Consider the following 25,857-nt stretch of genomic DNA (forward strand, 5'->3'; position numbering starts at 1 on the left):
CCCGGCTCAGCTGTGGCGGCCCGCGGCGAACAGCCGGCGCCACCACGACGGCCGCGCCGTCCGCCCCCCGCCCGCCGGCGCGGGGACCGGCGGGGCGGCCGCCTCCGGCAGCGGGTCCGCCCTCGGGGGCACGGGGGAGGAGCCCGTCACGGTGCTGCCGCGCGGCGTGAACGACACCGGAAGGGCCACCAGCTGGTGGGACATCAATGAGCTGTTGCGGCACAACGCACCGTCAGGGACGGCTAGTTCGAGGTCCGGCAGCCGCGAGAGCAGCGTATCGATGCCGGTGTCCGCGATGGCCCGGCCGATGTCCTGGCCGGGGCACTCGTGCGGGCCGGTGCTGAAGGCCAGGTGCGAGCGGTTTCCGTGCACGGACGCCGCCGGGTCGGGACGGATCTCCGGGTCCGCGTTGCCGGCGGCCAGGCCCAGCAGCAGCATGTCCCCGCCCTTGATCTGCCGGCCGCCCAGCACGGTGTCGCCGGTGGCCCAGCGGCCCAGGACGGTGGTGAGCGGCGGCTCGTCCCACAACACCTGCTCCAGGGCGTCGGGCAGCGTCATGTGCCCGCCGGAGAGGTTCGCGCGGAAGCGCCGGTCGGTGAGGATCAGCCGCAGCGTGTTGGCGATGAGATTGGCCGTCGTCTCGAAGGCCGCGATCAGCACGAGCCGCAGGTGTTCCACGATCTCCTCGTCCGAGAGGGACGAGGAGTGCTCCAGCAGCCAGGACGTGAAGTCCCGGCCGGGTGCGGTGTGTTTGCGCGCGACCAGCTCCCGCAGCGCCACGGAAACGTACTCGTTGCTCGCGATGGCCGTCTCGGTGCCCTTGATCATGTCGCGGGCGGCCTCGACGAGGCGCGGTCCGTACGAGTCGGGTGCCCCGACCAGCTGGGTCATCACCAGCATCGGCAGCGGTTCGGCGAAATCCGCTATCAGGTCCGCCTTCCCGGAGGCCGCGAACCCGTCGATCAGGTGGTCGGCGAAGCGCTTCACGTAGCGGCGCACACCGCGCCGGTCGAAGCGTTCGAGGGACTCGGTGACCGCGCCGCGCAGCCGCTCGTGCTCCGCCCCGTCTACGAAGTGGCACACCGGCTGCCAGGCCGTCATCGGGGTCAGCGGATGGTCCGCGGGCACCCTTCCCTCCTGCTGGTCGCGCCAGCGGCGGGGGTCGCGGGAGAAACGGGACGGCGTACGGGCCACGTCCAGGTTCTCGCGGTGGCCGAGCACCAGCCACGCCGGGAGGTCACCGTGGACGAGGACGGGGGCCACCGTGCCGTATTCGGCCCGCAGCTTCTCGTACAGGCCCCTCGGGTCGGCCTCGGCCTCGGGCCCGTAGAGCCGGTGGGCGGGGCAGCCCGGGGGCGGGACGAGAGTGTGCTCGGGCGTGCTCATGATGCCTCCGGGGTGACGGCGAGCGAGTGCAGATAGCGCATCAGCGTCATCAGGACGTCACGGCTGGAGTCGCGCCGCCGGGCGTCGCAGAAGACGAGGGGGACGGTCGGGGGCAGGTCGAGAGCGCTGCGCAGTTCCTCCGCCGGGTGCTCGGGGGCCCCTGGGAAGGTGTTGACGGCCACCACGAAGGGCACCCCGCGTTCCTCCAGCCGGCCGATCACATCGAAGCTGACCTCCAGCCTGCGCGTGTCGACCAGCACCACCGCGCCCAGCGCGCCCTCGAACAGGCCGTGCCACAGGAACCAGAAGCGCTGCTGGCCGGGGGTGCCGAAGAGGTACAGCACCAGCTCCTCGTTGATGCTGATCCGGCCGAAATCCATGGCCACGGTGGTGGAACTCTTGCGCTCCACGCCCGCCGTGTCATCGACGCCGACGCCGGCCTGGGTCATCGTCTCCTCGGTGGTCAGCGGCCGGATCTCGCTCACCGAGCCCACCAGGGTCGTCTTGCCCACGCCGAAGCCGCCCACGATCACCACCTTGACCGCGGCGGCGGCCGTGGCCGGCAGTACGTCCTCGCGCCGCGGCCCCGCCTGGGAATACTCCCTCGGGGCGGGAGCCGGGGGAGGCTCAGAGCTTCTGAAGTCCATCGATCACTGCCTCAATCAATGCCAGGTCCGGGAGTTGTGCGAGGGCGACGGGTGCCCGGGAGAGCACCCGGCCCGCGGTGAGAAGATCGTCGATCAGTACGGTCACCACGCTCACCGGCAGGCCGAGATACGCGGAGATCTCGGCCACCGAGAGCGGCGACTGGCACAGCCGCATGATCGCCGCCTGTTCCGGCTGCATCCCCGGCCCGGGCCCCGACCTGGCCACGATCAGCGTGACCAGGTCGAGAGCGGTGGGTACTAACGGTCCGCTGCGACCGCCCGTGATGACGTAGAGCCGTTCGGGAGTCCTGTCCTCCCAATCCCGGCCCGGGTCGCTCACGCGGTTGTCCCGTCGCTGCGCGGCGGGCTGCTGAGGTGCTCTCCGATCCGCGCCACCAGGTCGCGCATGCGCTGGCCCATCAGTCCCGCGTCGACTCCCTCGTCGGCCAGCACCGCGAGATACGCGCCGGTGCCGGCCGCCATGAGGTAGAAGAAGCCGCCGTCCATCTCGATGACGACCAGCCGCATCCGGCCGCTGCTGTTGGGAAGCTCGGAGGCGACCGCTGCGGCGAGGCTCTGCAGACCGGCGCAGGCGGCGGCGAGCCGGTCGGCCGTATCGGTCTCCGCGCCGTACTGGGCCATGCGCAGGCCGTCGGCGGAGAGCACGATGACATGGCGGGTCTGCGGAACGCTCTCGGCCAGGTCCTTGAGCATCCAGTCCATATTGGTCCGAAGCTGACTCATGGCTGTTCCCCCTTGCTCGCCGAGTGCGGCGAGGCGTCTGTGTTCTGACTTGCACCGGTCCGGCTCTCGCCGGTCGGCCCTGCGGTGGTCTGGCCCGTACCGGGCTGGTCCTCCCCGGATACGCCGCTCTGGAAGGCGGCCAGCCACATCCCCGGCTGCACCTCCGGCTCGGGCCGGGCTTCGGCCCGGTCGGGAGCCCCGGCGGGGATCCAGCCGGGAGCCGGGTCGGCCGGCGCCGTGGCGCGGGCCTTGCGCCGCCGTTGCGGCAGTCCGTTCGACGTCCGCTCGGTCACGGCGGCGAACTCGTCGGCGGCGCCCGCGGACACGGGTACCCGGGGATCACCGGCCGGGCGCGTCTCCTGCGGTCCGTCGACCGGACGGGCGGCAGTCCGCCTGACCGGAGGCGTGGCAGGAGCCGCGGCCGGTCGGGCGGCCGGCTGCGCCTGCGCAGCCGCCGCCGTCGGACCGGTGGCCCGCTCGCTCGCGGCCGTCAGGGCGCGGGGGCCCGAGGAGGTGCCGATGCCGTGGGCGACGCCGGTCGCGGCCGAGACGGTCGTGATCAGGTCCTGCGGGATGACGAGGACGGCACGCACCCCTCCGTATGCCGAAGCGCGCAGCGAGACCCGGAAGTTGTAGGCCTGGGCGAGCCGGCCGACCACGGCGAGGCCCAGGCGCGGCGTCTCGCCCAGATCGGTGAGGTCGATGCCCTGCTGCGCCTGGCGCAGCATGCGCTCGGCCCGCTTGCGGGCCTCCTCGCTCATGCTCAGCCCGCCGTCCTCGATCTCCACGGCGATGCCCGAGTTCACGTCGACGGCGGTCAGGTGGACCTTCGTCTGCGGCGGGGAGTAGCGGGTGGCGTTGTCCAGCAGCTCGGCCAGCGCGTGGATGAGCGGTTCGACGGCGGGGCCGACCACCGCGACCTGGGAGACCGAGTGGAGCTCCACGCGCTGGTAGTCGATGATCCGGGACATGGCGCCGCGCAGCACGCTGTACAGGGGTACGGCCTTGCTCCACTGGCGGCCCGGCCGCGCACCGCCGAGCACGGCGATGGAGTCGGCGAGTCGGCCGATGAGCGCGGTGCCGTGGTCGAGCCTCAGCAGGTCACCGAAGACGGCCGGCATCTGACCGTGCCGGTCCTCCATGTCCCGCAACTCCGTGGCCTGCTGGTGCACGATCGCCTGCACGCGGCGGGCGATGTTCACGAAGGCCCGCTGCGCGGAGTCGCGCAGGTCCTCCTCGGCGATGACGGCGTCGAGCACCGAGCGCAGTACGGCCTGATGGGCCGCCCTGAACTCGGGCGTCAGGCCCGGCCGGTAGGCGTCGGGGTCCTCCAGGGACGTGAGCACATCCTCGGGGAACTCCCCCTTGCGCAGGCGCGCGACGACGTCGGGCAGCAGCGTCTCGGCCAATCGGACGGTCTCGGCCTGCTGCTGCGACAGAGCCGCCTCCTGCGCGGCGACCGTGGCGCGGAGCGCGGCCACCGCCTTGCCTCGCCGGGCCGCCTCACCGCAGGAGAGTGCGACCGCGACGAAGGCCGTCACACCCACCCATGCCACGGAGGTGCGGGCAGGAGCCGCTACCAGCGCCACGGCCACCGCCGCGCCCACCGCGGTCACCAGGGCGGGCAGCGCCCAAACGGCGGGTGAGGCCGGCCCTGGACTGCCGGGCGACGATCCCTCTCGAACCATCAGAACCCTCAAACGATCGAAAACGAAAGATCATAGGACAACAGCCCGGGATCTTATCGGTTCTTCGTAAGGGTCTTGACAACAGGTCATGATGCGGACGTGACCGTTGAGTTGGATGCGCGGGCGGTGACCGAAAAGAGTTCCGGCCTCCGGTCCGCCGACTCCCCGCAGGGGCCCGCCGCCTGCGCCCCGACACCGCCGGACGCCTGGTCGGCGGCCGTACGGATGTCCGTACGGGGTGGCGCCGGGTGCCCCGCGAATCGGCTGGTTCCCATCGGCCTCGGCCCATCGGCCTCGGCTCATCGGTCTGGGCCCATCGGCCTCGGCCCATCGGTCTGGGCTCATCGGTCTGGGCCCCATCGGCCTCGGGCCGCCGGTCTCAGTACGCCGGGCTCACGTCATCGGGGGTCACGTTCTCCGGGCGCCCGACGGGTGTTTCGAGTTCCATCCGCACGTCCACGACCCCTTCGACGGCGCGGACGGCGCGGATGATGAGAGGGGCCAGGGCGCGGTTGCGCAGGGCGCCGCGCACGGTGACCACGCCCTCCACGACCGAGCAGTCGAGGTGCAGCGGGGCGGTCAGCTCCGCCAGGACCGACTGGCGGACCTCGCCCTCGATCTCCTCGTCCGGCCGGAGGAACACCTTCAGGAGGTCGCTGCGGCTGACGATGCCCTCCAGCAGCCCGATGTCGTTCACCACCGGCAGCCGTTTCACGCGCTTCCTGGCCATGATGCGGGCCGCTTCGGCGAGGCTGGCGTCCGGGTGGACGGTGATGGCGGGGCTGGACATGAGTTCCTCCGCGACGACCGCCGCGGCCTTCGATGCCTCGTCCAGCTGCTCTGGGAGTCTCGGCTCATCCCGCCGGAACTCCTCCTTGGGCAGGAGGTCGGCCTCGGAGACCACGCCGACGACGCGGCCCTCGCCTTCCAGTACCGGCACGGCGCTGATGTTCCACTGGTGCATGAGCTCCACGATCTCCTTGTAGGAGGCCTCGCGTCCCACGGCGACGGCCGTGTGGCTCATGACGTCGCTCACGGTGTACGGGTTCGTGGCCATGGCGCTCTCCGTTCGCTTCCCACTCCCGCTCGCCTCCCCCTCCCAGTTTCCGACGGGGCGGCCGCCCCGGCGAGGGCCGGCCGGCCGGGTCGACACCGCGGCCGGCCTGTGCGGGGCAGGTCAGGCGCGTAGGTCGGTTGACATAGGTATGTAGTCATACCTATGCTCGACGGATGCCCGCCTCCAGCGCGTCCGACCAGGACACCCGCCACATCGCCTCCGGGCTCGCGGCCGTCCTGCCCGCGCTGCACCGCGCTGTCGACCGGCGGGTCTTCCAGGATTTCCCGCACCCCAAGCTCCCCGAGGGGCAGCTCGCGGTGCTGCGGTTCGTGGCGGAGCACGACGGCGTCACCGTCCGCGCAGCGGCCGACGCGCTCCTGATGAAGCCCAACAACGTGAGCGCCCTGGTCACCCAGCTGGTCGCCGAGGGGCTGTTGGAGCGCAGGCAGGACGGGGCCGACAAGAGGGTGGCGCACCTGCACCTGACGGCCGAGGCCCGCCGCCGGCTCGCCGAGTTCGGGAACCTGGTGGAGGGGTACCTCGTCGAGGCGCTCCACACCCTCACGGACGGGGACCTCGACGCCATCGGCTCGGCCCTCGGCGCCCTGCACGGACTCGCCCGGCGGATTCACCCCGCCGCGCGCTGACGTCCCTCCCGCGGCCGGCCGCCGTCCGCCGGCCGCACCCGTCCTTCGAAGAAGCAAGGCACCTCCATGTCCTCCACCGCCGTGGACCGCTCACCCCTGCCCGCAGACTCCCCGCCGGCAGGCACCTCTGACGCCCATGACAACCGTGACGTCCGTGGCCGCCGCGGCCATCCCTGGCTGACCCTGATCGCGGTCGCCTTCGGACTGTTCATGGTCGGCCTCGACGGCTCGGTCGTCTCGATCGCGAACCCGGAGATCGGCCGGGACCTGCACGCCTCCACCGCCGACCTGCAATGGGTCACCAACTCCTACCTGCTGGCGCTGGCCGCGGCGCTGATCCTGGGCGGGAAGCTGGGCGACCGGTTCGGCCGGCGTACGTACTACCTGGTCGGGGTCGCGGGCTTCACCGCCGCCTCGGTCGCCATCGGTCTGGCGGGCTCCATCGAGGGAGTCATCGCCTTCCGGGCCGTGCAGGGCTTCTTCGGCGCCCTGCTGATGCCCAACACGCTCGGCCTGCTGCGCGCGGTGTTCCCGCCGAAGAAGTTCGGCATGGCCGTGGGCATCTGGGCGATGGTGTCGTCCGTCTCCACGGCGCTCGGCCCCATCGTCGGCGGACTGCTCGTGGAGCACGTCAACTGGGAGTCGGTCTTCTACATCAACGCCCCGATCGGTGTCGTCGCGCTGGCCTTCAGCGCGTTCGTGCTGCCGCAGAGCAAGAACGCCTCCACCGCTGAGGACCGCTTCGACGTCCTGGGCGTCATCCTGCTGGCGCTCGGGCTGCTCCTCATCGTCTTCGGCGTCGTCAAGGGCGAGTCGTGGGGGTGGAGTTCCAGTTCGACGCTGGGGACGCTCGCCGCCGGACTCGTCGTGGTGTCGGTGTTCGGCTGGTACGAGACGCGCGTCCAGCACCCCCTGCTGCCGATGCGGCTGTTCCGCAGCCCGGCGCTGAGCGTCGGCGCCGTCATCACGGCGGTCAACTTCTTCGTCCTGCTCGGCGTGATCTTCTTCGTCATGCTCTACCTGCAGAACGTCCGCGGGTTCACCCCCGTCGAGGCCGGCGTGCGCACCCTGCCGCTCAGCCTGGCCTCGGTGGTCGCCTCACCCCTGGGCGCGAAGCTCACCGAGAAGTTCGGCGCCCGGCTGACCATGCCGCTGGGCATGGCGCTGCAGGCGGCCGCCTCCTTCGGGATGCTCGGCTGGGGAGTGCACTCCTCGTACGCCGCCATGTGGCCGCCGTTCATCGCCCTGGGCCTCGGCGTCGGCATGGTGATGGCCGCCTCCTCCGATGCGATCGTCGGCAACGCGCCGGTCAAGGACGCGGGCGTCGCGGGCGGCTTGCAGGCCACCGCGCTCCAGATCGGCGGGGCTCTGGGCACGTCCGTACTGATGTCCCTGATCAGCGCCAGGGTCGGTGCCACGATGACCGGCGAGCTCACCTCGGCCGGGGTCCCGGCGCCCGTGGCCGAGGGCCTGCACACGGCCAAGGACGCCGTCGCGATGGGCGTGTCACCGGTGAACGGTGACATGCCGGGGCAGCTGAGGGCCGCGGTCGTCGAGGGCAGCGGCCAAGCCTTCATCAACGGCGTGCATTCCGCGGCCCTGCTCACCGGGGTGCTGTGTCTGGCCGGCGCCGTCATGGCCGCGGTCGGCGTCCGCCGCGCTCCCCAGGCGCCCACCGGGAGCTGAGAGCGAAAGGGGCGGCCCGGTCGGGGCGGTGTGCGTGCGTGCATGCGTGAGGCGCGTATCCCGCCCGGCCGGGCCCCGGTCCGCTTCCTCACGGGTCGTGACGGAGGGAATTCGACAGGTAGTAATTAGGTGAATACCTGACTGAATTCGCGTCAATAGGCCCCTCCAGATTATTTCGATTCTATAACGGTAGACCCTGGAAGGCCTGGACCATTGGGGTGGGGGATGGTGTAACTCCGTTATTTTGAAGGCAAATTGAGTGTTCATCAGATTCGAACCGTCAGGTAACGGGACGGTTTCGCAAGGTCGTCTCCTCTTTGTTGGAATTCCGTCCCACATTCGTCTGGCAGGCTTCCGCGCACCCAGTCTTCCGATCAAGAGTTGAGGTGCCCATGACAGCCAGGCGCAAACGGCGGGACCACCGGCGCAAACCCCGGCGGTTGATACTCGTCACCGCCGCCCTGGCCGCGGCGGCGGTGATAGCCACCGGAGTTGCCTATTCCGGATTGGGCGACGGCGCTCAGGCGGCGGCGCCCGCACAGGCCGCGGCGCCCGGCGAAACTCCCGTACCCGCCGCCGCGGCCGCCCGGGACGAGGAACCGGACCCGCTGGCGGAGGCGCCGGCCAACGACGGCGGGCGGGGCCTGGTCTTCGACGGGCTCAAGGCCGCGCCGAAGGGCGACCCGTGCGTCGGCGTCTACCGCACCGAAGCCGGGCACTGCACCCACGGCCCCGACGCCCCGCCCAAGGGCGTCGACATCAAGAAGAACGTACCGCCGGCCGTCAAGGAGACGGCTCCGGCAGCCGATCCGGCCCGTCCCGCCGCCGATGACCCGGCCACCGCCGAAGGGGGCGGGCGTTCTCAGGACGCGCCCGCCGCCGACGCGGCGGCCGCGACCGCCGACGCGCCGGCGCCCGCCCCCTCGGCCGGCGCCCAGGCCGCTGCCGCAGCCGCGGGCCCCGCGGGCCAGACCGTCCAGTGCGATGGCGACGGCAGCACCGGAAACCGCGTACAGGTGGTGTACGTACACGCCCCGGACCGCGACCGGTACTCCGAGTACGTGGCCTCTTTCCGCAAGTGGGCGGCCGATGCCGACCTCATCTACGCGGCGAGCGCCCAGGAAACCGGCGGAGTGCGCCACATCCGCTATGTGACGGCGGCCGACTGCACTCCCACCGTACTGAACATCGAGCTGCCGGCCTCGGCACTGGCGGAGTTCAGTGCCACGAACGCCGCCCTCGCGGCCAAGGGCCTCGACCGCCGGGACCGCAAGTACATGATCTTCGCCGACTCGCAGGTCTACTGCGGCATCGGCACCTTCAACGGCGACGAGCGACCCGGCCAGGCCAACCTGAGCAACTTCGGCCCCTCCTACGGCCGTACGGACTCCGGGTGCTGGGGCGGCCACACCGCGGCCCACGAACTCGGCCACAACCTGGGAGCGGTCAACAACAGCGCCCCGAACACCAGCCGGGGAGCCCACTGCACCGACGAGTTCGACGTCATGTGCTACTCCGACACCCCGTACTACCCGACGATGCGCAACGTCTGCACCAACCGGGCGTCCGAGAACATCCTCGACTGCAACCACGACGACTACTTCCACACCAGCCCCCGGGCCGGCAGCTATCTGGCCACCCACTGGAACATCGCCGACAACCAGTTCCTGATGCGCACCCGGGGCGGCGGCACCGATCCCGGGCCCACACCGACCCCCACGACCAAGCCCACCGCGAAGCCGACGCCCACCCCGACGAAGAAGCCCACCGCAGGCCCGGCGGTGACCGCCGGCCAGGTGACCTCGGGCTCCGTCGTGGTGAGCTGGCCCAAGGCCGAGGGCGCCGCCTGGTACCAGGTGCTGCTGAACGGCAAGCACCTGACCTGGGTCCAGTCCCAGGTGGTCCGCATCCACAACCTCCGGCCCGACACCGCGTACACGGTGGCCGTCTCCGTCCGCGACAGCGGCGGCCGTGACACCGGACCCGGCAAGGCCGCGTCCTTCCGTACGTCCGCCGCGGGCGGCGGCGCCACCACCCCCGGCGCCGCGTACCTGCTCGGCAACGGCAGCACCGGCATGTCCGCCGAGCTCTGGGGCGGCCGGACCGCGGACGGCACGGTGCTCGTCGGCGGTCGCTCCAACGGATACGCCCAGCAGCGGTGGTACTTCGACGACGCGGGCGGCGGCCAGGTCCGCATCCGGTCCGCGGTCTCCGGCAAGTGCCTGCAGCCCGGCGGCGCCCCTGCCGCGGGCATGTGGATCGCACAGCAGCCCTGCGGCGACCACGGCGCGCAGGCATGGCGGCTGTCCACCCGCGACGGGGCCGTGACCGTCACGGACCCGAGCGGCGGTTACGCCCTCACCGTCAGCAACCGGCCGTACTACGGCAACCGGCTGCTCGAACTCCAGCGCGCGGACGGGCGCGCGACGCAGGTATGGAGCCTGCAGAAGGCCGGCTGACCGGCCAGGGAACTCCCCGGCAGTGTCATGCCCGGTGGGCGGCCGCCTCGCGCGGCCGTCCGCCGGGCCCCTTCCCCGACCACACGGAGCAAGCGACGATGCGCAGACGAAGCACCCCCTCCTCGGCCGTACGGTCCCTGCTGGGGGCACCGGCGGCGCTGGCCGCACTGGCCCTCATGTTCCTGTTCCCCACCGCGGCACATGCCCACGGCGACACCCTGAAGGTGGAGGTGACCGGGCACCGCGAAGGCCGTGTCACCGCGGACATCACCTGGGAGAACGACGGTGATCCCGTGGACAAGGCCGTCGCCGCCACGGTCAACGCGGTCAGCCCCGACGGGGCCCGCTCGCTGGGGCCCTGGCGCCTGGTCCGCGATCCCGGCGCGTCGGCCGCCGGCTGGATGACGGCCGAGGCCCTGCCACCGGGCACCTGGAAGGTCACCGTCGACGTGGCGTTCCCGGCGCTCGGGCACGGGGAAGCGGTGGTCGGCGTGCCCGTGGTCGATCCGGTCCGGCCGACCGGCACTCCGCCCACCGGCGCCCCTGCCACCGGCAGCCCGACGGCCGCCGCTGCGACCGCCACCGTTCCGGTACCGGTCACACCGTCGCCCTCCGCCACGGAGGCGCGTACTCCGGCCCCCGCCTCCGGCCGTACGGCGTGGTGGACGACGGTGGGGGTGGTGGCGACCGCTCTGGCCGGAGCGGTCGTCGGACTCCTCATCCGCCGCAGGAGAGGGCGGCGGATCAGGTGATCGCGGGCGGGGGCGAGAGGCCGGCCGCGAGGGCCGGACACCGAGAGACCGGGCCGCTTGGAAGATCAACGGGGCGGGGGGTTAGCATATGAGCGCCGCCTAGCTCGAAAGATAAATCTGTGACTGTCAACGACGACTCGTTCACCAACTGGAAGAACCGCGAGGAGATCGCGGAATCGATGATCCCCATAGTGGGGAAGTTGCACCGGGAGCGGGACGTCACGATCCTGCTCCACAGCCGCTCCTTGGTGAACAAGTCGGTGGTGAGCATCCTCAAGACCCACCGCTTCGCCCGGCAGATCGCCGGTGAGGAACTGTCGGTCACCGAGACGCTGCCCTTCCTGCAGGCTCTCTCGACCCTCGATCTCGGTCCTTCCCAGATCGACATCGGCATGCTCGCCGCGACGTACAAGACCGACGACCGCGGTCTGTCCGTGCAGGAGTTCACCGCCGAGGCCGTCGCGGGCGCCACGGGCGCCGACAAGATCGAGCGCCGCGAGCCGCGCGACGTCGTCCTCTACGGATTCGGCCGCATCGGCCGCCTCGTCGCCCGCCTGCTCATCGAGAAGGCCGGTTCCGGCAACGGTCTGCGGCTGCGGGCCATCGTCGTCCGGCAGGGCGGCGCGCAGGACATCGTCAAGCGCGCCTCGCTGCTGCGCCGCGACTCCATCCACGGCCAGTTCCAGGGCACGATCACCGTCGACGAGGCGAACAGCACGATCATCGCCAACGGCAACGAGATCAAGGTCATCTACGCGGGCGACCCGTCGGAGGTGGACTACACGGCGTACGGCATCAAGGACGCCATCCTCATCGACAACACCGGCAAGTGGCGCGACCGCGAGGGCCTCTCGAAGCACCTGCGCCCCGGTGTCGCCAAGGTCGTCCTGACCGCGCCGGGCAAGGGCGACGTCCCCAACATCGTGCACGGAGTCAACCACGACACGATCAAGCCGGACGAGCAGATCCTGTCCTGCGCCTCGTGCACCACCAACGCGATCGTCCCGCCGCTGAAGGCGATGGCGGACGAGTACGGCGTCCTGCGCGGCCACGTGGAGACCGTCCACTCGTTCACCAACGACCAGAACCTGCTGGACAACTACCACAGCTCGGACCGTCGAGGCCGTTCCGCGCCGCTCAACATGGTCATCACCGAGACGGGTGCCGCCTCCGCGGTCGCCAAGGCGCTGCCCGAGCTCAAGGCGCCGATCACCGGCAGCTCGATCCGGGTCCCGGTGCCGGACGTGTCGATCGCGATCCTCAGCCTGCGGCTCGGGCGCGAGACGACCCGCGAGGAGGTCCTCGACTACCTCCGCGACGTGTCGCTGACCTCTCCGCTCAAGCGCCAGATCGACTTCACCACCGCCCCCGACGCGGTCTCCAGCGACTTCATCGGCTCGCGGCACGCCTCGATCGTCGATGCGGGCGCCACCAAGGTCGACGGCGACAACGCGATCCTGTACCTGTGGTACGACAACGAGTTCGGCTACTCCTGCCAGGTCATCCGCGTCGTGCAGCACGTCTCCGGGGTGGAGTACCCGACGTACCCGGCACCGGGGGTCTGACCCCGCCGACCGTCCCGGCGGGCGGGCAGGCAGCGGGGAGGGCGACCGGTCCGGGATCCGGTAGCCCTCCCCCCCCCACCGCCGGCCGGGGCGGCCGTGCACGGCCCGGCCGCACGAGGCCGCCGCCGAGCCCGCCAGGGCGACTTGACAGTGCCGCAGGCCGCTCCTGTGAATCGGTGATCCGGTCCACCTACGCTCGCTCCATGTTGAGCCGACTGGCCGTGGGGCTGCTGAACCGGCTGGCAGCCGAGGGCGTATCCCCGTGGCTGGCCACCGCACCGGGGGAGGAGTCCCTCGCCGAGACGCTGCTGCGTCCGGCCGGCGCCGGCCCGGACGGTCCCCCTCTGCTCCAGGGCGCTGTGGCGCCCGTCGCCTCCGTGTCGGCCGTGCGCCGCTCCTGCGACGCCCTGGGCGACATCTTCTCGACCAGCGAAGGGCTGTACGGGCGCGTCTCCGTACCGGTGGACCCGCGCGGCGCCGACGATCCCAAGGCCCTGGTCGCCGCCGCCCGAGCCGGGCAGCGCGCGGTGGACCGGCCCAACGTGCTGATGCGGATCCCCGCCACCCGCGCCGGCCTCGTCGCCCTGGAGGAGTGCCTGTCCCTCGGCATCAGCGTCGACGCGGACCTGATCTTCTCGGCCGACCGGTACGAGGAGGTGCTGGAGGCTTTGCTCGCCGGTCTGGAGCGGGCGTTCACGGCCGGGCTTCCCCTGGACGGGATCGTCGCCACGGCCTCGGTGCCGGTCGGGGTGCTCGACGCCGAGGTGAACACCCGGCTGGCGGCGCTTCCCGTACGAGCGCCGGCCGACCCGGCCACGGCACGCGGTACGGCGGCCCTGGCCGTCGCCCGGCAGATCTTCCGGGTACGGGAACATTGGCTGTGCAGCGACTGGTGGCGGGTCCTGCGCGCCGCGGGAGCGCAGCCACCGGGCCTGCTGTGGACGGCGACCGCGCCGCAGCACATCGGCTCGCTCATCGGATGGAACACCGCCCAGGCCGCCTCCACCGAGGTGTTCGAAGCCGCCGCGAGGCATGTGGACCTCAGCGGGGACACCCTGCTGAACGCGCACGGCGAGGGACGCGGCGCGCTGGAAGCCCTCGAAGAGCTGGGCGTGCGTATGACGGAGGTGGCCCGGGCGCTGGAGACGGGCGAACTCACCCGTCTCCAGCGGGACTGGGCGCTCAGGTGCTGAGCGTCTCCTCGCGCGTGTGCCGCAGCGGGGCCTCCGTCAGCGACAGCAGCGGGGCCGCCTTGACGATGGTCTCGGCGAACTCCTCGTCGGGGTCCGAGAGGGCGATCACGGCCCCGCCCACGCCGTAGCGGACCCGGTCCTCGGTGACCAGGGCGGTGCGGATCACGATGCTCAGATCGGCGGCGCCTGAGAGCGAGAAATAGCCGATGGCGCCCGAGTAGACCCCTCGTGGGCCGCCTTCGAGACGGTCGATGATCTGCATCGTCCGTACCTTCGGAGCCCCCGTCATCGAACCGCCCGGGAAGGCGGAACGCACGCAATCCACGGCGCTGCTGTCCGAGCGCAGCCGGGCGCGGACCGTGCTCACCAGCTGGTGGACGCCTGCGTAGCTCTCCACCCGGAAGATGTCGTCGGCCTCCACGGAGCCGGGCTCGGCGCAGCGCCCGAGATCGTTGCGGACGAGGTCCACGATCATCAGGTTCTCCGCGCGGTCCTTCTCGTTGCTCATCAGGTCCGCCACCAGCACGGCATCCTCGGCGGCGGTGGCGCCGCGGCCGCGGGTGCCCTTGATCGGCCTCGATTCGACCAGCCCGTCGCGGGAGATCCGCAGGAACCGCTCGGGCGAGCTGCTGAGTACGGAGAGCTCCGCGAACTGGAGGAACGCGCTGAAGGGTGCGGGATGGGTGCGGCGCAGCCGCAGGTATCCGGCCCAGGGATCCAGGGTGCCGCTCGCCTCGGCCATGTTCGTGAGGCAGACCTCGTACGTCTCACCCGCGCCGATCTTCTCCTGGCAGGCGGCGATGAGTCCGAGGTAGGCCTCGCGGTCATGGCGCAGCCGGATGTCGCCGAGTGGCTCGGGCGGCGCGGGCGGCCCCGGCGTCCGCAGGGGCAGGTGGGCGACCTGCGCGGCCATGTCCGCCAGCCGGAGCCGGGCGGCCGCCTCGGACCCGGCCACGTCCTGGTCCATGAGTGCCAGCAGGTGGACGGTCTCGGTGAGGTGGTCCACCACCAGCGCCCGGTCGGTGAAGACCATCACGGCGTCCGGGTCCTGCGACTGGTGGACGAGGTCGCCACCGCATTCGCTCTTGAGCTCGTAGCCGAGGTAGCCGGTCCAGCCGAGGGCGAACTCGAAGGGCAGCTCCGGCACTTCGGTCTCGATTCCGCGCAGGTCCTGGTCGATCCAGTCGAGGAAGGGGCCGGCGACCATCTCGGACCCGGCCGCGGACTCCACCTGGACGGTGCCGCTCCAGACGTCGGCGCGTGCGATCCGGGCGAGGGGGCCGGAGGCGTCGCCCATGACCGAGAAGCGGCCGGCGCCGTGATCCGTACGGCTGCTGTCGAGCCAGAACGCGTACGGACGACCGCGGAAGAGCTTGTCGTAGGCCGTCTCCGCGTCCCCGAAGGCGGGAATCTCCTCGACGAGGACCCGGAGCCGGCGGCGCGGGGCAGGGGCGCACGCGCCCGTGGCGGGCGGTGTCCGCACGCCCCGCACGGGCGCGGGCCGAGCCGCGGGCGCGGGCCGGGCCGCGGGTGCGCGTCCGGAACGGGTGCGCTGCCAGGAGGCGCTGAGGGCCGCGAAGTTGCCGAGCAGCCCGGTCCCGTACTCGGCGCAGATCGACTCGGGGTGGAACTGAACGCCCCACACGGGCCGGTCGAGGTGCTCCAGCCCCATGAGGACACCGTCCTCGGTCCAGGCCGTGGCCCGCAGCTCTCGCGGAAGCCCGGTCACGGCAAGGGAGTGGTAGCGGACGACCTCCAGGGGAGCGGGGATGCCGGCGAACAAGCCCTTGCCCTCGTGCAGTACGGGCGAGATCCTGCCGTGCCGGGGCTCCGGCGCCCGGCCCACGGTGGCTCCGTGCAGCAGTCCGATCGCCTGATGCCCCAGGCAGATTCCGAGCAGCGGCAGCGTCCCCCGCTCTATGACCTCGCGGCTGATGCCGAGGTCGCTGCTGCGCGCCGGGGTGCCGGGCCCGGGGGATATGACCACGGCGTCGAATGCCGCGAGGTGGCGCGGGCGCCAGGTCGGGTCGTCATTCCTCACCACCTCCGGCTCGCGGCCGTTCACCTCGGTGATCTGGTGGAAGAGGTTGTAGGTGAAGGAGTCGTAGTTGTCGATCAGGAGGGTGCGCACGTCGGCCTCTCGTCACTCCGGGCGGGTCGGCAGGATCTGCAGGAGCATGTGCTCCACGGTGTCGCTGCCGTACTCCCCCTCGCGTATGCGGTGGCTGCTCAGGAGGCGCAGCTCGCGCCCGCTCTCCCGGGCGACCCGGTGCAGGGCCGCCACGTCGCCGCGGTCGCTGAAGTGCAGGAGCGCCGACCCGGTCGGGGTGAGCCAGCGGGTGGCCTGCTCCAGGTACCGGCGGTGGGCCTGGTACCCGGTGTCCACGTAGGCGCGTTCGTGAACGGACTTGTACTCGTAGGACTCGGGCGCCAGTACGTAGTTGGAGCTCCAGAAGATGGTGTCGAAGCGCTCGCCCTCGGTCAGACCGGAGAAGAGGTCGCTGTGCAGGGCACGCAGCCGGTCACCCACCCCGTGCCGCTCCGCGTTGGCCGCGGCGTTCTCCACGGCCCGCGGGCTGATGTCCGAGGCCACGACACGCTCGCGCCCGGCCAGGGCGGCCATCACGGCCGTCACTCCGGTGCCGCACCCTATTTCCAGGAAAGACCCCGTCTGGCGCGGCGACGGCTGGTTCAGGCCGAGGAATTCGAGTGCCATCCCGGTCGAGGGGGAGTAAATGGGAGCAAACACCTCGTTGAGCAGATCCCATTCGCGTCCGCACATGGAGAAGACCTTTGGCCGGTCAGGTCTCGTCAAAGACAGGCGACTGCGCTCAAGGGAACGCTCGAAGTTCTGGAGCTGCGACATGAAACCCCCCACAAACACCTTCGGTACGACGCCCGGTCGTGGCGTCCGGTGTACCTTCTATCGGCGGAACCGCCCGTTCAGGAGGTGGCCCGGCAACCGCCATGGTCAGGTGAGCCGGTGACCGAGTCACACGTCGACCCCTCTGACCAGGCCATTTTACTCTACCAAAATGTTGACCAAGTCGGGCCTGCGGCATTACGTTCACCACGGGAGTGGGCAACGGGACCGCTCCCTGAGAGGGGACACAGGGGATGCCGGCGAGTCAAAATCCGCAGACGGACATATCCGAGATGCTGGAGCTGCTGGCCCGAGAGGCACCCGTAGAGGAGTTCGAGCAAATCGTGCGAACGGCCCGCAAATCGGGAGTCGACCACGAGGAACTCGCCCGGTTGACACGGGCCAAGGACATCTCCCTGAACATCCGCGGCCTATTCGCGCGACGCCAGCAGCGGGAAGCCGGATTGAGCGCATTGGTCGACACCGCACGCGACCTCACCCTGCCGTACGACCTGGACACCCTGCTCAAGGTCATCACCCGGCGGACCCGGCTGCTGCTGGGACTCGACATGTCCTGGGTCTCCTTCCACCACTTCGAGGACGGACGCTCCTACGTGCGCGCCGCCGACGGCCACACGTCGGCGATCACCGTGGGGTTCGCGGTCCCGATGAACGGGGGAGCGGGCCAGCAGGCACGGCAGAGATCGGCGCCCTTCTGGTCCGCCGACTACCTCCGGGACGACAGCTTTCCGCACTCCGAGGTCATCGACAACGTGGTCCGGGCCGAGGGCCTGCACGCGCTGATGGCCGTACCGCTGCGCCACGGGGACGTCGACCTCGGAAACCTCTACGTGGCGGGCCGGCAGATCCGCTACTTCGAACCGGACGAGATATCCCTCATGAGCTCGCTCGCCGACCTCGCCGCCGTCGCCATCGAGAAGACCCGCCTGCTCGACCGCGTACGGGACGAGGTCGCCGGTCTGGAGCTCGACACCTCCCGGGCCCGGCACTCCTCGGCGGCCGCCCAGCGGTTGCGGGACACGCACAGCCGCCTGATCGAGCTGGTGCTGGAAGGCGGCGGCCTGTCCGCCCTGGCCTCCGAGGCGGCCACCCTGCTCGGCAGCACGCTGCTGATCCGCGATCAGGCAGGACGGGACCTCGAAGCCACGGGGCAGTTCCCGGACCTGGACGAGAACGAGATCCGGGCCCTGTGCCTGGACGCCCAGACCGAGCGCCGGCCGGTCCGTTCGGCCGACGGGGTCTGGGTGGCCCCGGCGGTGGCCGGCCAAGAGGTCCTCGGCACCCTCCTGCTCGCGCCGCACGCCCGGACCAAGGACAAAGCCCTCGAAGACTCCGACACCGCGCACCGCGTGCAGCTCCTCGCCCTGGTATCCCAGGCCACCGCCGTCCTGCTGATGATGCAGCGCAGCGCCGCCGCGGTGGAGGGCCATGTGCGGGATGAGCTCTTCAACGACCTGCTCAGGGGAGGGCCGCATTCCGCGGCGAAGTACACGGAACGCGCCCGGCGGCTCGGCGTCGACCTGGAAGGCCCGCAGGTCGTGGTGGTCGCCCGGCCCGAAGGCGGCTCCCTCGGCCGGGCCGTCATGTGGGCGTCCTCGTACGCCCACCGGCTGTCCGGCCTCAAGAGCGTCGACGAGGGCTGCATCATCCTGCTGCTCCCCGGAACCGACCCCGGGGCAGCGGCGCGGGCCGCCTCGGAGGAACTGTCCGCGGCGCTGAACCATCCCGTGACGGTGGGCACGGCGGGGCCGGTGACCGACCTCGCGCTCATCAGCCGCACCTACCAGGAGGCGCGGTGCTGCCTCGACGCCCTGACGGCCCTCGGCGGGGCCGGCGGTACCGCCTCGCCGCAGGAACTGGGCTTCCTGGGGCTGCTGCTCTCCGACAGCCCCAACACCGGCGACTTCATCCACCACACCATCGGCCCGGTACTGGACTACGACGCCAAGCAGCGCACGGAGCTCACGCGCACCCTGGAGGCCTATTTCGCCTCGGCGGGCAGCCCGACACGAGCCGGCGAAAGCCTGCACGTCCACCCGAACACGGTCTCCCGCCGTCTGGAGCGGATCTCCGAACTGCTGGGCGCCGACTGGCTGGAGCCCGCGCAGGCGCTCCAGGTCCAGCTGGCCCTGCAGATGCACCGCACCCGGCGGGCGCTGCGCAAGGGCCACCGGGACCAGTCCCGGTGGCCCGGCCGCTGATCGCTCGTCACCGGCGCCAGGGGACACTGCCCGTGTGCGCGGGGGGTCCGGCCGGCTCCGATCCGAGCCCGGTGAAATAGTTCGCGTCCTTGGGGCGCGCGGAGTCGTGGCCGGTGGGACGGGGGGCCGGCTCCAGGTGCGGTATGTACTTGGAGCAGTGGATGTAGGCCTCTTCGACGCTCAGGTGGACCCACATCTCGGGACTGCGCCCCGGCGCCACGTCGGTGGGCAGTCCGGGAAGGACGGAGCGCAGGTCCGCGTCCCCGTAGAGCCGGGCCACGCCGTTCACGTGCAGGCCCACGTGGTGGTGGGTGAAGTCCACGAACAGCATGCCCAGGTGGGGGTTCTCGATCATGTTGCCGGCGCTGGCGAGGACGCCGTTGCCCCGGAACTCCGGGTAGGCGAGCGTGTGGTCGTCGATGACGTGGACGAATCCCGGCGGCCCGGCGCGGAAGCTGGAATCGCATTCTCCGTGGGAGTCGGCCGTGGCCAGGAAGACCATCGACTGGCGGCCTATGAAGTCCCGCATCTCCGGCGTGAGGCAGGGGCGCACCTGCCGGTCGTAGAAACGGGCGGCGCGGTCGGCGGTGCCCAGCTGCTGCTGCAGTCGGCGCTCACCTGCTGATCCGAAGGGCGGCGGGGACAAGGACACGGGCGTTCTCCTGGCAGGACGGGCAAGCGCGTGGCTCAGGGAGTGGACAGGACGGGCGTCTCGAAGGGGTCGTGGTGGATGCGGTCGGGCGGGGTGCCGCCCAGCGTGAGGGTTTCACTGGCGGAGACGACCATCGCGGCAGGGCCGCTGAGGTAGACGTCGTGCTGGTACCACGGTCCGTACTCGGCCAGCACCTCCGGCAGCGACCCTCTGATCCCGGGGATGTACTCGTCGGAGACCGCGCCCCTGATGGTCAGCCAGTGATACCGCTGGGCCATCCGGAGCATGTCGTCGACCCCGTACAGTTCGGCGCCGGTGCGGGCGCCGAGGAACAGGTCGACCTGGTGGCGCCCGCCGCGCCGGGCCACCTCTTCGACGAGCGCGCGGATCGGGGCGAGGCCGGTGCCCCCGGCCACGCAGAGCAGGTCGCTGAAGACGGCCGAGTCCAGCACCATCTCCCCCATCGGGGCGCCCAGACGCAGCACATCGCCGACCGCGGCGCGGTGCACCAGCGCGGTGCTGACCGAGCCGCCGGACACCGCGCGCACGTGGAAGGTGAGCGTGCCGTCCTGGCGGGGAGCGTTGGCGGGGGAGTAGTAGCGCCACTGCTTGGGGCACCAGGGGGTCTCCACGCTGACGTACTGCCCGGCGGCATACGCGTAGGGCAGGTGGGGACGTACGGTGATCTCCGCGATGCCGTGTCCGCGCGAGACGCGGTGCACCACGGTGGCCGGCCAGACGGCGGGGCGGAGCGCCTCGTCCTCCTCCGCCGCACTGATCATGACCCCGGCGACCGCGCCGTAGGCCTTGGTCCAGGCGGCGGCGATGTCCTCGGTCCACGCGGGGCCGGCGTAGCGGGCCAGGGAGGCCAGGAGGCATTCGCCCACGGCCGGGAAGTGTGCGCTGAGCGTGCCGAACTTGCGGTGATCGCGACCGAGGTGCCCGCAGAAGCGGACCAGGCTCTCCGGGTCGTCGACGAGGTCCACGATACGCAGCAGCGCGCGCAGCAGGCGACCGCGCTGGGCGTCCATTCCCGGCGGGAACATCGGACGGACCTCGGGGTAGCGGGCGAAGAGGATCGCGTAGAAGTAAACCGTCATGTCCGCGGCAAGCGGCTCGACCACGGCGACGGAAGCCCGGATGAGTTCTATCTCGCGGGGCGACAGAACCGCCTGGACGGGCTCAGGCTCACTGCTGATGAAGGCCGGGGCGGGTCCCGGTTCCTCCGCAGAGGGGTGCGCGGACGCGTGCCGTGAGCGATTGATCCGGAACCTCAAGAGACCAACGCTCCTCCAGCCGGTATTCGGCATGGCTTCCGTCCACCGGACCGCATGGCGGCGCCGCTCGCGCAGTCACGTTCCCGCAGCCCGCCGCGGGCGGGAGTGTCGTCGGAGCGCAGTCTCGGGAAGGCGCTGGTCGTGGCGTCGGTGGTGGCGAGCATGATTCCTCGATGTGGGGGTGGAGGTCTTGGTGGAGCCTTTAAACGGATCAGGCGGCTCCGGAGGCTACATGATCGTGGTGGTGACTCAGAAGTAGCTACGGGGTCCGACTGGCTCGGATCCGTTCCGGGCGCGTCGGTATCCCCCTTTAAGGGATGCTTCGCGACCGGTCCGGCCCGAGCGGAGTGCGAGCGGAGTGCGGCAAGGGCCGGTGGGCCGCCCGCTGGTCGTCCGGTTGCTTCGCGCGGAGTCCGGCCTCCGGGAACGCGCGACCGGTGCGGCGCGTTGAGGGGGGTAGTAGTCGACGACAGGAGGAGGTGTCCGCGGATGTCCACGAGCGGAAAGATCGCGGTTGCCGGAGTCGTGGCAGCCATCGTGTTGTTCTGGGCGGTCGGGTTCTGGGCGGGGCTCTTGGTCCTCATCGGGGTGCCGGCGGCCGCTTATCTGCTGCTCGACTCCTCCCAGCGTCGTCGCCTGCGGGGCATGTCCAGGAAGCAGATCGGCCGCTGACGGCGGCAAGGGGGATGTTCATGAGCGCAGCAGAGCTCGCCCGGGTGGCGGCGGTCAGCAGCAACGGTGTGTATTCCTTCACCAAGCCCACACGCGAGAGCATCACCCTGCTCGCCGGGCTCGGTGTGGAGGGGGATGTGCACGCCGGGGTGACGGTCAAGCACCGCTCCCGGGTGGCGCAGGACCCGACGCAGCCGAATCTCCGCCAGGTGCATCTCATACACCGGGAGCTCTTCGACGAGGTGGCCGGTTCGGGCTTCAGCGTGGAACCGGGCCAGCTCGGGGAGAATGTGACCACCGAGGGCATAGACCTGCTCGGGCTGCCCGCCGGGACGCTCCTGCGTCTCGGCGAGGAGGCGGTGGTGGAGGTGACCGGGCTGCGCAATCCCTGCCGTCAGATCGAAGGCTTCCAGCCAGGGCTGCTCAAGCAGGTCGTAGGGCGGGACGACCAGGGCCGGCTGATCCGCAAAGCCGGCGTCATGGGCGTGGTCCACCGGGGCGGCACGATCCGTCCCGGCGACCCGATCACGGTGACGCTGCCTCCGGCTCCGCACACTCCGCTCGACCGGGTCTGAGGTACGGCCCGCATACGAGGACCGGTCCGGCGGGCCCAGCCGCCGGGCCTTGCGCACGGGCCCAGCCGTCGGGCCCCCGCACGGACGATCAGGACCCTGCCTTCTCCCACGCTTCCGCTCGTGATCACGTCGGCCGCACCGCGACGCGCTCCAGCGCCGCCAGCAGCTCCGGCAGGGCCTCGCCCGCGTCCTGCGGGACCGGCAGCACCTCGCTCGGTTCCTCGTCCAGCAGGACGAAGGCCGTGTCGCCGGTCCGGGCCACCAGCGACCACCCCGGCCCGTCGGCCCGCAGCGTCCGCGACCCCTCACCGGCGAAGGAGGACCGCACCCGGCCCGGCGGCGGCGCTGTCCGCGTGTACTCCAGGGCCTCCCGCAGCGCGCGGGCCAGACCGGGGTGGGCGGCGGCCGCCGCCCCGCCGTCCGTCACCACGCGCCCGCGCCAGTCCGCCCACTCCCGGGCGATCTGGTCAGCGCCCATCCGCCGCTGCACGGGTCCCCAGGTCTCGGCCGAGGGCGGCGTCAGGGGCACCCGCCCCGTGCCGTCCGCGCCCTGCTCCGGATCATGTGGTTCCGGAATCCCGGGTGCCGCCACGGTGAGCTCCAGTGGCCACCCCGCCAGGGAGACCACGATCGAGCTTTCGTCGGGGGACAGTTCGTATTCCATCCCGCAGTCCCAGGCGGCGATCGCCGTGGCCACCAGTGAGACGTCGTCCACGACGACCGTCCAGCGCGCCCCCGATCCGTCCTGCCCCAGCACCAGCCCGTACCCGTCCGCAGCCGACTCCACGCCCAGCAGGGCGCAGGCTTCCGGAAAGTCATCGCCCAGGATGCCGGGGAACTGCGCCGGGGTCAGCAGCACGGCGGTCAGCACGTACAGCGAGCCGTCGCCCTCGTCGTCGGACACCTTGCCTCCCGTAGCTCTGTCTCCGGCGCACCTTAACGAGCCGGTAACCAGCAGTCGAGAGCCCGCCGGTGACGATTTCCAAGCCCACTACCTGCACGTAGAGTTGGGTACCCGCCACCGAAAGGGACACCGGGTGCAGCGATACGACCGGCTGAGGGAGATCCTCCGTTTGGACCCCGACAAGGACTTCCTGGCCATCTACCGGCTCACCGCCACCTACGAGTTCCCCTGGGACTTCACCCGCGCCCTGGAGCTCGCCCTCTTCCGCACGTACGCCGTCCCCGGCATCGGCCGCCTCCTGGCCGAGACCGCCGAGTTCACCGACCGCGGCCAGAAGCGCTACGACGACACTGCGCTGCTCCTGGACGCGATCGTGGAGCACGGCTTCGAGAGCGACACCGCCCGCACCGCGATCCGCCGCGTCAACCAGATGCACCGCAGCTACGACATCTCCCAGGAGGAGATGCGCTATGTCCTGTGCACCTTCGTGGTGATTCCGGCGCGCTGGCTCGACGCCTACGGCTGGCGCCCGCTGACGCACCACGAACGCCGGGCCTGCGCGAACTACTACGCCACCCTCGGCCGGCACATGGGCATCAAGGACGTCCCGGGCTCCTACGAGGAGTTCGAAGCCACTTTGAACGCCTACGAAGAGGCGCACTTCGGCTGGGACGAGGGCGGCCGCAAGGTCGCCGACTCGACCCTCGACCTGATGGCCTCCTGGTACCCGGCGCCGCTCGCCCCGGCCGTCCGCGGCGCGAGCCTCGCCCTGCTCGACGAGCCGCTGTTGAGCGCCTTCCGGTACGAGCCCCCGCGCCCCGCGGTCCGGCGGCTGGTCCGGGGAGCCCTGCGGCTGCGCGGCCGCGCGGTGCGGCTGCTGCCCCCGCGCGGCGCCCCGCACTACGCGCGCCAGAACCGGGAGATCAAGAGCTACCCCGGCGGCTATGACGTGGGTGAGCTCGGCACGTTCCCCATGCCCGGCACGGGCGGCTGCCCCGTGCCGCATCCCCGCCGGCCCGCCGGAGCCGAGGCCCAGCCTCCGGCGTGATCCGGGCCCGGTCCGCGCACGCCGGCCGCGGTGCCGACGTACAGGCGCATGGTCATGGGGATACGGCGGGCGGTCACGGGTGACGTACCGCGAGCGCCAGGAAGCGGGTGTCCTCGTCGGCGTACGAGGTCATCTCCCAGCCCGAAGCCGACAGCAGCGGGCGGAGGTTGGGCTCGGCCCGCAGGTCCTCGGGAGTCAGCTCGCGCCCGTGGCGTGCGGCGAGCGCCGCCCGGCCGATCGGATGGAAGAGCGCGAGCCGGCCGCCGGGGCGCACCACCCGTGCCAGTTCGCGCAGGTTCGCCGCCGGGTCGGGCAGATGGGCGATGAGCCCGGCGGCGAAGACCGCGTCCAGGACCTCATCGCGCAGCGGCAACCGGGCCACGTCCGCGAGCAGCAGCGTGCCCTCGGCGCCCCGCCCGGCCTCCCGCGCGGCGGCCAGCATCTGCGGGGTGAGGTCCACGCCCAGCACCATCCCGGAGGGGCCGACGGCCGCCCGCAGCGCGGTGAGCGCCCGCCCGGTGCCGCAGCCGGCGTCGAGCACGCGATCCCCGGGCCGGAGCCCGACATCCGCCACGGCGGCTTTGAAGGCGGGCGCGTCCTGCGGGAACTTGGTGTCCCAGTCGGCGGCGCGGGCCCCGAAGAACTCCTGCACGTGTGTGTGGTCTTCGCTCATACAGTCATGATCCCCCATGCCCGCACGCCTGCGTTCCGTGTGCAAGGTGATACGCGCTGCGATCGAAGATGAACGCATGTCTGTCATATTCCAGCAGTTCCAGCGGCTTTCGAAATGCTCCCCTTGTTCGCGCCCTCACCCGGACTAGCGTCCGGTGGCCATGGGACACCTGGACCACGCCGCCTACGGCTGGCTGACACCCGCACTGTCATACGTGATGGCATGCATCGGCGCCGCCCTCGGGCTGCGCTGCACCGTCCGCGCGCTCGCCGCCACCGGACCCTCCCGCCGCAACTGGCTCCTCACCGCGGCCTCCGCCATCGGCACCGGCATCTGGACGATGCACTTCGTCGCGATGCTCGGCTTCCACGTCACCGGAACCGCCGTCCACTACGACGTGCCGCTGACCGTCCTCAGCCTGCTCGTCGCGATGCTGGTCACCGGAGCCGGGGTCTTCGCCGTGGGCTACGGCGAAGACCGCCGCCGCGCCCTCGTACTCGGCGGCCTCACCACCGGCCTCGGGGTCGCCAGCATGCACTACCTCGGCATGGCGGCCCTCCGGCTGCACGGTGACGTGAGCTATGAGCCGCTGACCGTCGGACTCTCCCTCGCCATCGCCGTGGTCGCCGCCACCGCGGCCCTCTGGGCGGCCCTCAACATCAAGTCACCGGTCGCCGTCGCGGTCGCCTCGCTGGTCATGGGCGCCGCCGTCAGCAGCATGCACTACACCGGGATGGCGGCCGTCGCGGTCAGCGTCTCCCCGTCCGACGCGGCCCTGCCCGGCGCCGCAGCCATGCAGTTCGTCTTCCCGCTCGCCGTCGGACTCGGCTCCTACCTCTTCATCACCTCCGCCTTCGTCGCGCTCTCCCCGACCGCCGACGAGCGCGCCGCATCGGCTTCTGCTTCGGCCTTTGGTTCCGGTTCTGCTTCTGGTTCCGGTTCTGCTTCTGCTTCTGGTTCTGGCTCCGGTTTCGATTTGGCTCCCGCTTCCGCTCTTGCTTCCGCTTCCGTGCAGCCGCCGGCGGAGCGGGCCGCCGCGGCGCACTGAGCCGGCCGGCGGGGGCGAGCCCGGCCGCGGCCCCCGTACAGCTGCCCCGCCCGGCCGCCGTCCACAGCACCCAGCCGCGTACGTGGCCGCCGTCCGGCC

General features: G+C 71.4%; 23 protein-coding genes. 11 read left to right on the top strand and 12 right to left on the bottom strand.

The window, feature by feature from the left end; all coding sequences use genetic code 11:
• Positions 1 to 6: 6 nt before the first annotated feature.
• The 6 genes from ACWDX7_RS05130 to ACWDX7_RS05155 form a co-directional block, all read right to left on the bottom strand.
• Positions 7 to 1,386, bottom strand: a complete 1,380-nt coding sequence (locus ACWDX7_RS05130) for a cytochrome P450 (RefSeq protein WP_451493084.1) — start codon at positions 1,384 to 1,386, stop codon at positions 7 to 9.
• The gene (locus ACWDX7_RS05135; RefSeq protein ID WP_451493083.1) at positions 1,383 to 2,033 is read right to left on the bottom strand and encodes a GTP-binding protein; all 651 of its coding nucleotides are present in this window, start codon (positions 2,031 to 2,033) and stop codon (positions 1,383 to 1,385) included. The genes ACWDX7_RS05130 and ACWDX7_RS05135 overlap by 4 nt, the downstream gene beginning before the upstream one ends.
• Positions 2,014 to 2,373 carry a DUF742 domain-containing protein gene (locus ACWDX7_RS05140; protein ID WP_451493082.1) on the bottom strand — a complete coding sequence of 120 codons (360 nt, stop codon included), beginning with the start codon at positions 2,371 to 2,373 and terminating at the stop codon, positions 2,014 to 2,016. Before ACWDX7_RS05140 ends, ACWDX7_RS05135 begins: the two co-directional genes overlap by 20 nt.
• Positions 2,370 to 2,777, bottom strand: a complete 408-nt coding sequence (locus tag ACWDX7_RS05145; RefSeq protein WP_451493081.1) for a roadblock/LC7 domain-containing protein — start codon at positions 2,775 to 2,777, stop codon at positions 2,370 to 2,372. Before ACWDX7_RS05145 ends, ACWDX7_RS05140 begins: the two co-directional genes overlap by 4 nt.
• Positions 2,774 to 4,465: a sensor histidine kinase gene (locus ACWDX7_RS05150; RefSeq protein WP_451749590.1), complete on the bottom strand. Its 1,692-nt coding sequence runs from the start codon at positions 4,463 to 4,465 to the stop codon at positions 2,774 to 2,776. Before ACWDX7_RS05150 ends, ACWDX7_RS05145 begins: the two co-directional genes overlap by 4 nt.
• A 379-nt stretch (positions 4,466 to 4,844) precedes the next feature.
• A complete protein-coding gene (locus ACWDX7_RS05155; RefSeq protein WP_451488139.1) occupies positions 4,845 to 5,522 on the bottom strand; it encodes a CBS domain-containing protein in 678 nt (225 codons plus the stop codon).
• A 173-nt stretch (positions 5,523 to 5,695) separates the two neighbouring features.
• On the opposite strand from ACWDX7_RS05155, the gene ACWDX7_RS05160 reads away from it, so the two are divergent.
• The 6 genes from ACWDX7_RS05160 to ACWDX7_RS05185 all read left to right on the top strand — a co-directional run bounded on the left by ACWDX7_RS05160 (position 5,696) and on the right by ACWDX7_RS05185 (position 13,824).
• Positions 5,696 to 6,169 (top strand): MarR family winged helix-turn-helix transcriptional regulator, encoded by a 474-nt coding sequence (locus ACWDX7_RS05160; RefSeq protein WP_451488140.1) that lies wholly within the window; start codon positions 5,696 to 5,698, stop codon positions 6,167 to 6,169.
• Between the two features lie 66 nt (positions 6,170 to 6,235).
• Positions 6,236 to 7,855: an MFS transporter gene (locus ACWDX7_RS05165; protein ID WP_451488141.1), complete on the top strand. Its 1,620-nt coding sequence runs from the start codon at positions 6,236 to 6,238 to the stop codon at positions 7,853 to 7,855.
• Positions 7,856 to 8,247: 392 nt separating this feature from the next.
• Positions 8,248 to 10,314: an RICIN domain-containing protein gene (locus ACWDX7_RS05170; protein ID WP_451488142.1), complete on the top strand. Its 2,067-nt coding sequence runs from the start codon at positions 8,248 to 8,250 to the stop codon at positions 10,312 to 10,314.
• Positions 10,315 to 10,412: 98 nt separating this feature from the next.
• A complete protein-coding gene (locus ACWDX7_RS05175) occupies positions 10,413 to 11,066 on the top strand; it encodes a hypothetical protein (protein WP_451488143.1) in 654 nt (217 codons plus the stop codon).
• 119 nt (positions 11,067 to 11,185) lie between these two features.
• On the top strand, positions 11,186 to 12,631 hold the full coding sequence (locus ACWDX7_RS05180; protein WP_451488144.1) for a glyceraldehyde-3-phosphate dehydrogenase: 1,446 nt from the start codon (positions 11,186 to 11,188) through the stop codon (positions 12,629 to 12,631).
• A gap of 203 nt (positions 12,632 to 12,834) precedes the next feature.
• On the top strand, positions 12,835 to 13,824 hold the full coding sequence (locus ACWDX7_RS05185; protein WP_451488145.1) for a transaldolase family protein: 990 nt from the start codon (positions 12,835 to 12,837) through the stop codon (positions 13,822 to 13,824).
• On the opposite strand, the gene pabB is transcribed toward ACWDX7_RS05185, so the two are convergent.
• Positions 13,814 to 15,955, bottom strand: a complete 2,142-nt coding sequence (gene pabB, locus ACWDX7_RS05190; RefSeq protein WP_451488146.1) for an aminodeoxychorismate synthase component I — start codon at positions 15,953 to 15,955, stop codon at positions 13,814 to 13,816. The genes ACWDX7_RS05185 and pabB overlap by 11 nt on opposite strands.
• A gap of 12 nt (positions 15,956 to 15,967) precedes the next feature.
• Positions 15,968 to 16,606: a methyltransferase domain-containing protein gene (locus tag ACWDX7_RS05195; RefSeq protein ID WP_451488147.1), complete on the bottom strand. Its 639-nt coding sequence runs from the start codon at positions 16,604 to 16,606 to the stop codon at positions 15,968 to 15,970.
• A 335-nt stretch (positions 16,607 to 16,941) separates the two neighbouring features.
• Here ACWDX7_RS05195 and ACWDX7_RS05200 point away from each other — a divergent pair, with 335 nt between their 5' ends.
• Positions 16,942 to 18,909 (top strand): helix-turn-helix domain-containing protein, encoded by a 1,968-nt coding sequence (locus ACWDX7_RS05200; RefSeq protein ID WP_451488148.1) that lies wholly within the window; start codon positions 16,942 to 16,944, stop codon positions 18,907 to 18,909.
• 7 nt (positions 18,910 to 18,916) lie between these two features.
• Here the strand turns inward: ACWDX7_RS05200 and ACWDX7_RS05205 are convergent, their stop codons facing one another.
• Both ACWDX7_RS05205 and ACWDX7_RS05210 read right to left on the bottom strand, forming a co-directional pair.
• Complete coding sequence (locus ACWDX7_RS05205; RefSeq protein WP_451488149.1) at positions 18,917 to 19,561, bottom strand: pyridoxamine 5'-phosphate oxidase family protein; 645 nt, start codon at positions 19,559 to 19,561, stop codon at positions 18,917 to 18,919.
• Positions 19,562 to 19,596: 35 nt separating this feature from the next.
• Positions 19,597 to 20,661 (bottom strand): globin domain-containing protein, encoded by a 1,065-nt coding sequence (locus tag ACWDX7_RS05210; RefSeq protein WP_451488150.1) that lies wholly within the window; start codon positions 20,659 to 20,661, stop codon positions 19,597 to 19,599.
• Positions 20,662 to 21,327: 666 nt separating this feature from the next.
• Here ACWDX7_RS05210 and ACWDX7_RS05215 point away from each other — a divergent pair.
• Positions 21,328 to 21,510, top strand: a complete 183-nt coding sequence (locus tag ACWDX7_RS05215; RefSeq protein WP_451488151.1) for a hypothetical protein — start codon at positions 21,328 to 21,330, stop codon at positions 21,508 to 21,510.
• Positions 21,511 to 21,530: 20 nt separating this feature from the next.
• Positions 21,531 to 22,085, top strand: coding sequence for an MOSC domain-containing protein (locus ACWDX7_RS05220; RefSeq protein WP_451488152.1), 555 nt, complete (start codon positions 21,531 to 21,533; stop codon positions 22,083 to 22,085).
• Between the two features lie 124 nt (positions 22,086 to 22,209).
• Here the strand turns inward: ACWDX7_RS05220 and ACWDX7_RS05225 are convergent, their stop codons facing one another.
• Positions 22,210 to 22,989: a hypothetical protein gene (locus ACWDX7_RS05225; protein WP_451488153.1), complete on the bottom strand. Its 780-nt coding sequence runs from the start codon at positions 22,987 to 22,989 to the stop codon at positions 22,210 to 22,212.
• A gap of 133 nt (positions 22,990 to 23,122) precedes the next feature.
• Here ACWDX7_RS05225 and ACWDX7_RS05230 point away from each other — a divergent pair, with 133 nt between their 5' ends.
• Positions 23,123 to 24,037 carry an oxygenase MpaB family protein gene (locus ACWDX7_RS05230; RefSeq protein ID WP_451488154.1) on the top strand — a complete coding sequence of 305 codons (915 nt, stop codon included), beginning with the start codon at positions 23,123 to 23,125 and terminating at the stop codon, positions 24,035 to 24,037.
• Between the two features lie 73 nt (positions 24,038 to 24,110).
• Here the strand turns inward: ACWDX7_RS05230 and ACWDX7_RS05235 are convergent, their stop codons facing one another.
• On the bottom strand, positions 24,111 to 24,710 hold the full coding sequence (locus tag ACWDX7_RS05235) for a class I SAM-dependent methyltransferase (protein ID WP_451488155.1): 600 nt from the start codon (positions 24,708 to 24,710) through the stop codon (positions 24,111 to 24,113).
• 160 nt (positions 24,711 to 24,870) lie between these two features.
• On the opposite strand from ACWDX7_RS05235, the gene ACWDX7_RS05240 reads away from it, so the two are divergent.
• Positions 24,871 to 25,758 carry an MHYT domain-containing protein gene (locus ACWDX7_RS05240; protein WP_451488156.1) on the top strand — a complete coding sequence of 296 codons (888 nt, stop codon included), beginning with the start codon at positions 24,871 to 24,873 and terminating at the stop codon, positions 25,756 to 25,758.
• The last annotated feature ends 99 nt before the right edge of the window (positions 25,759 to 25,857 follow it).

This window comes from Streptomyces sp. NPDC003034 (assembly GCF_053591375.1).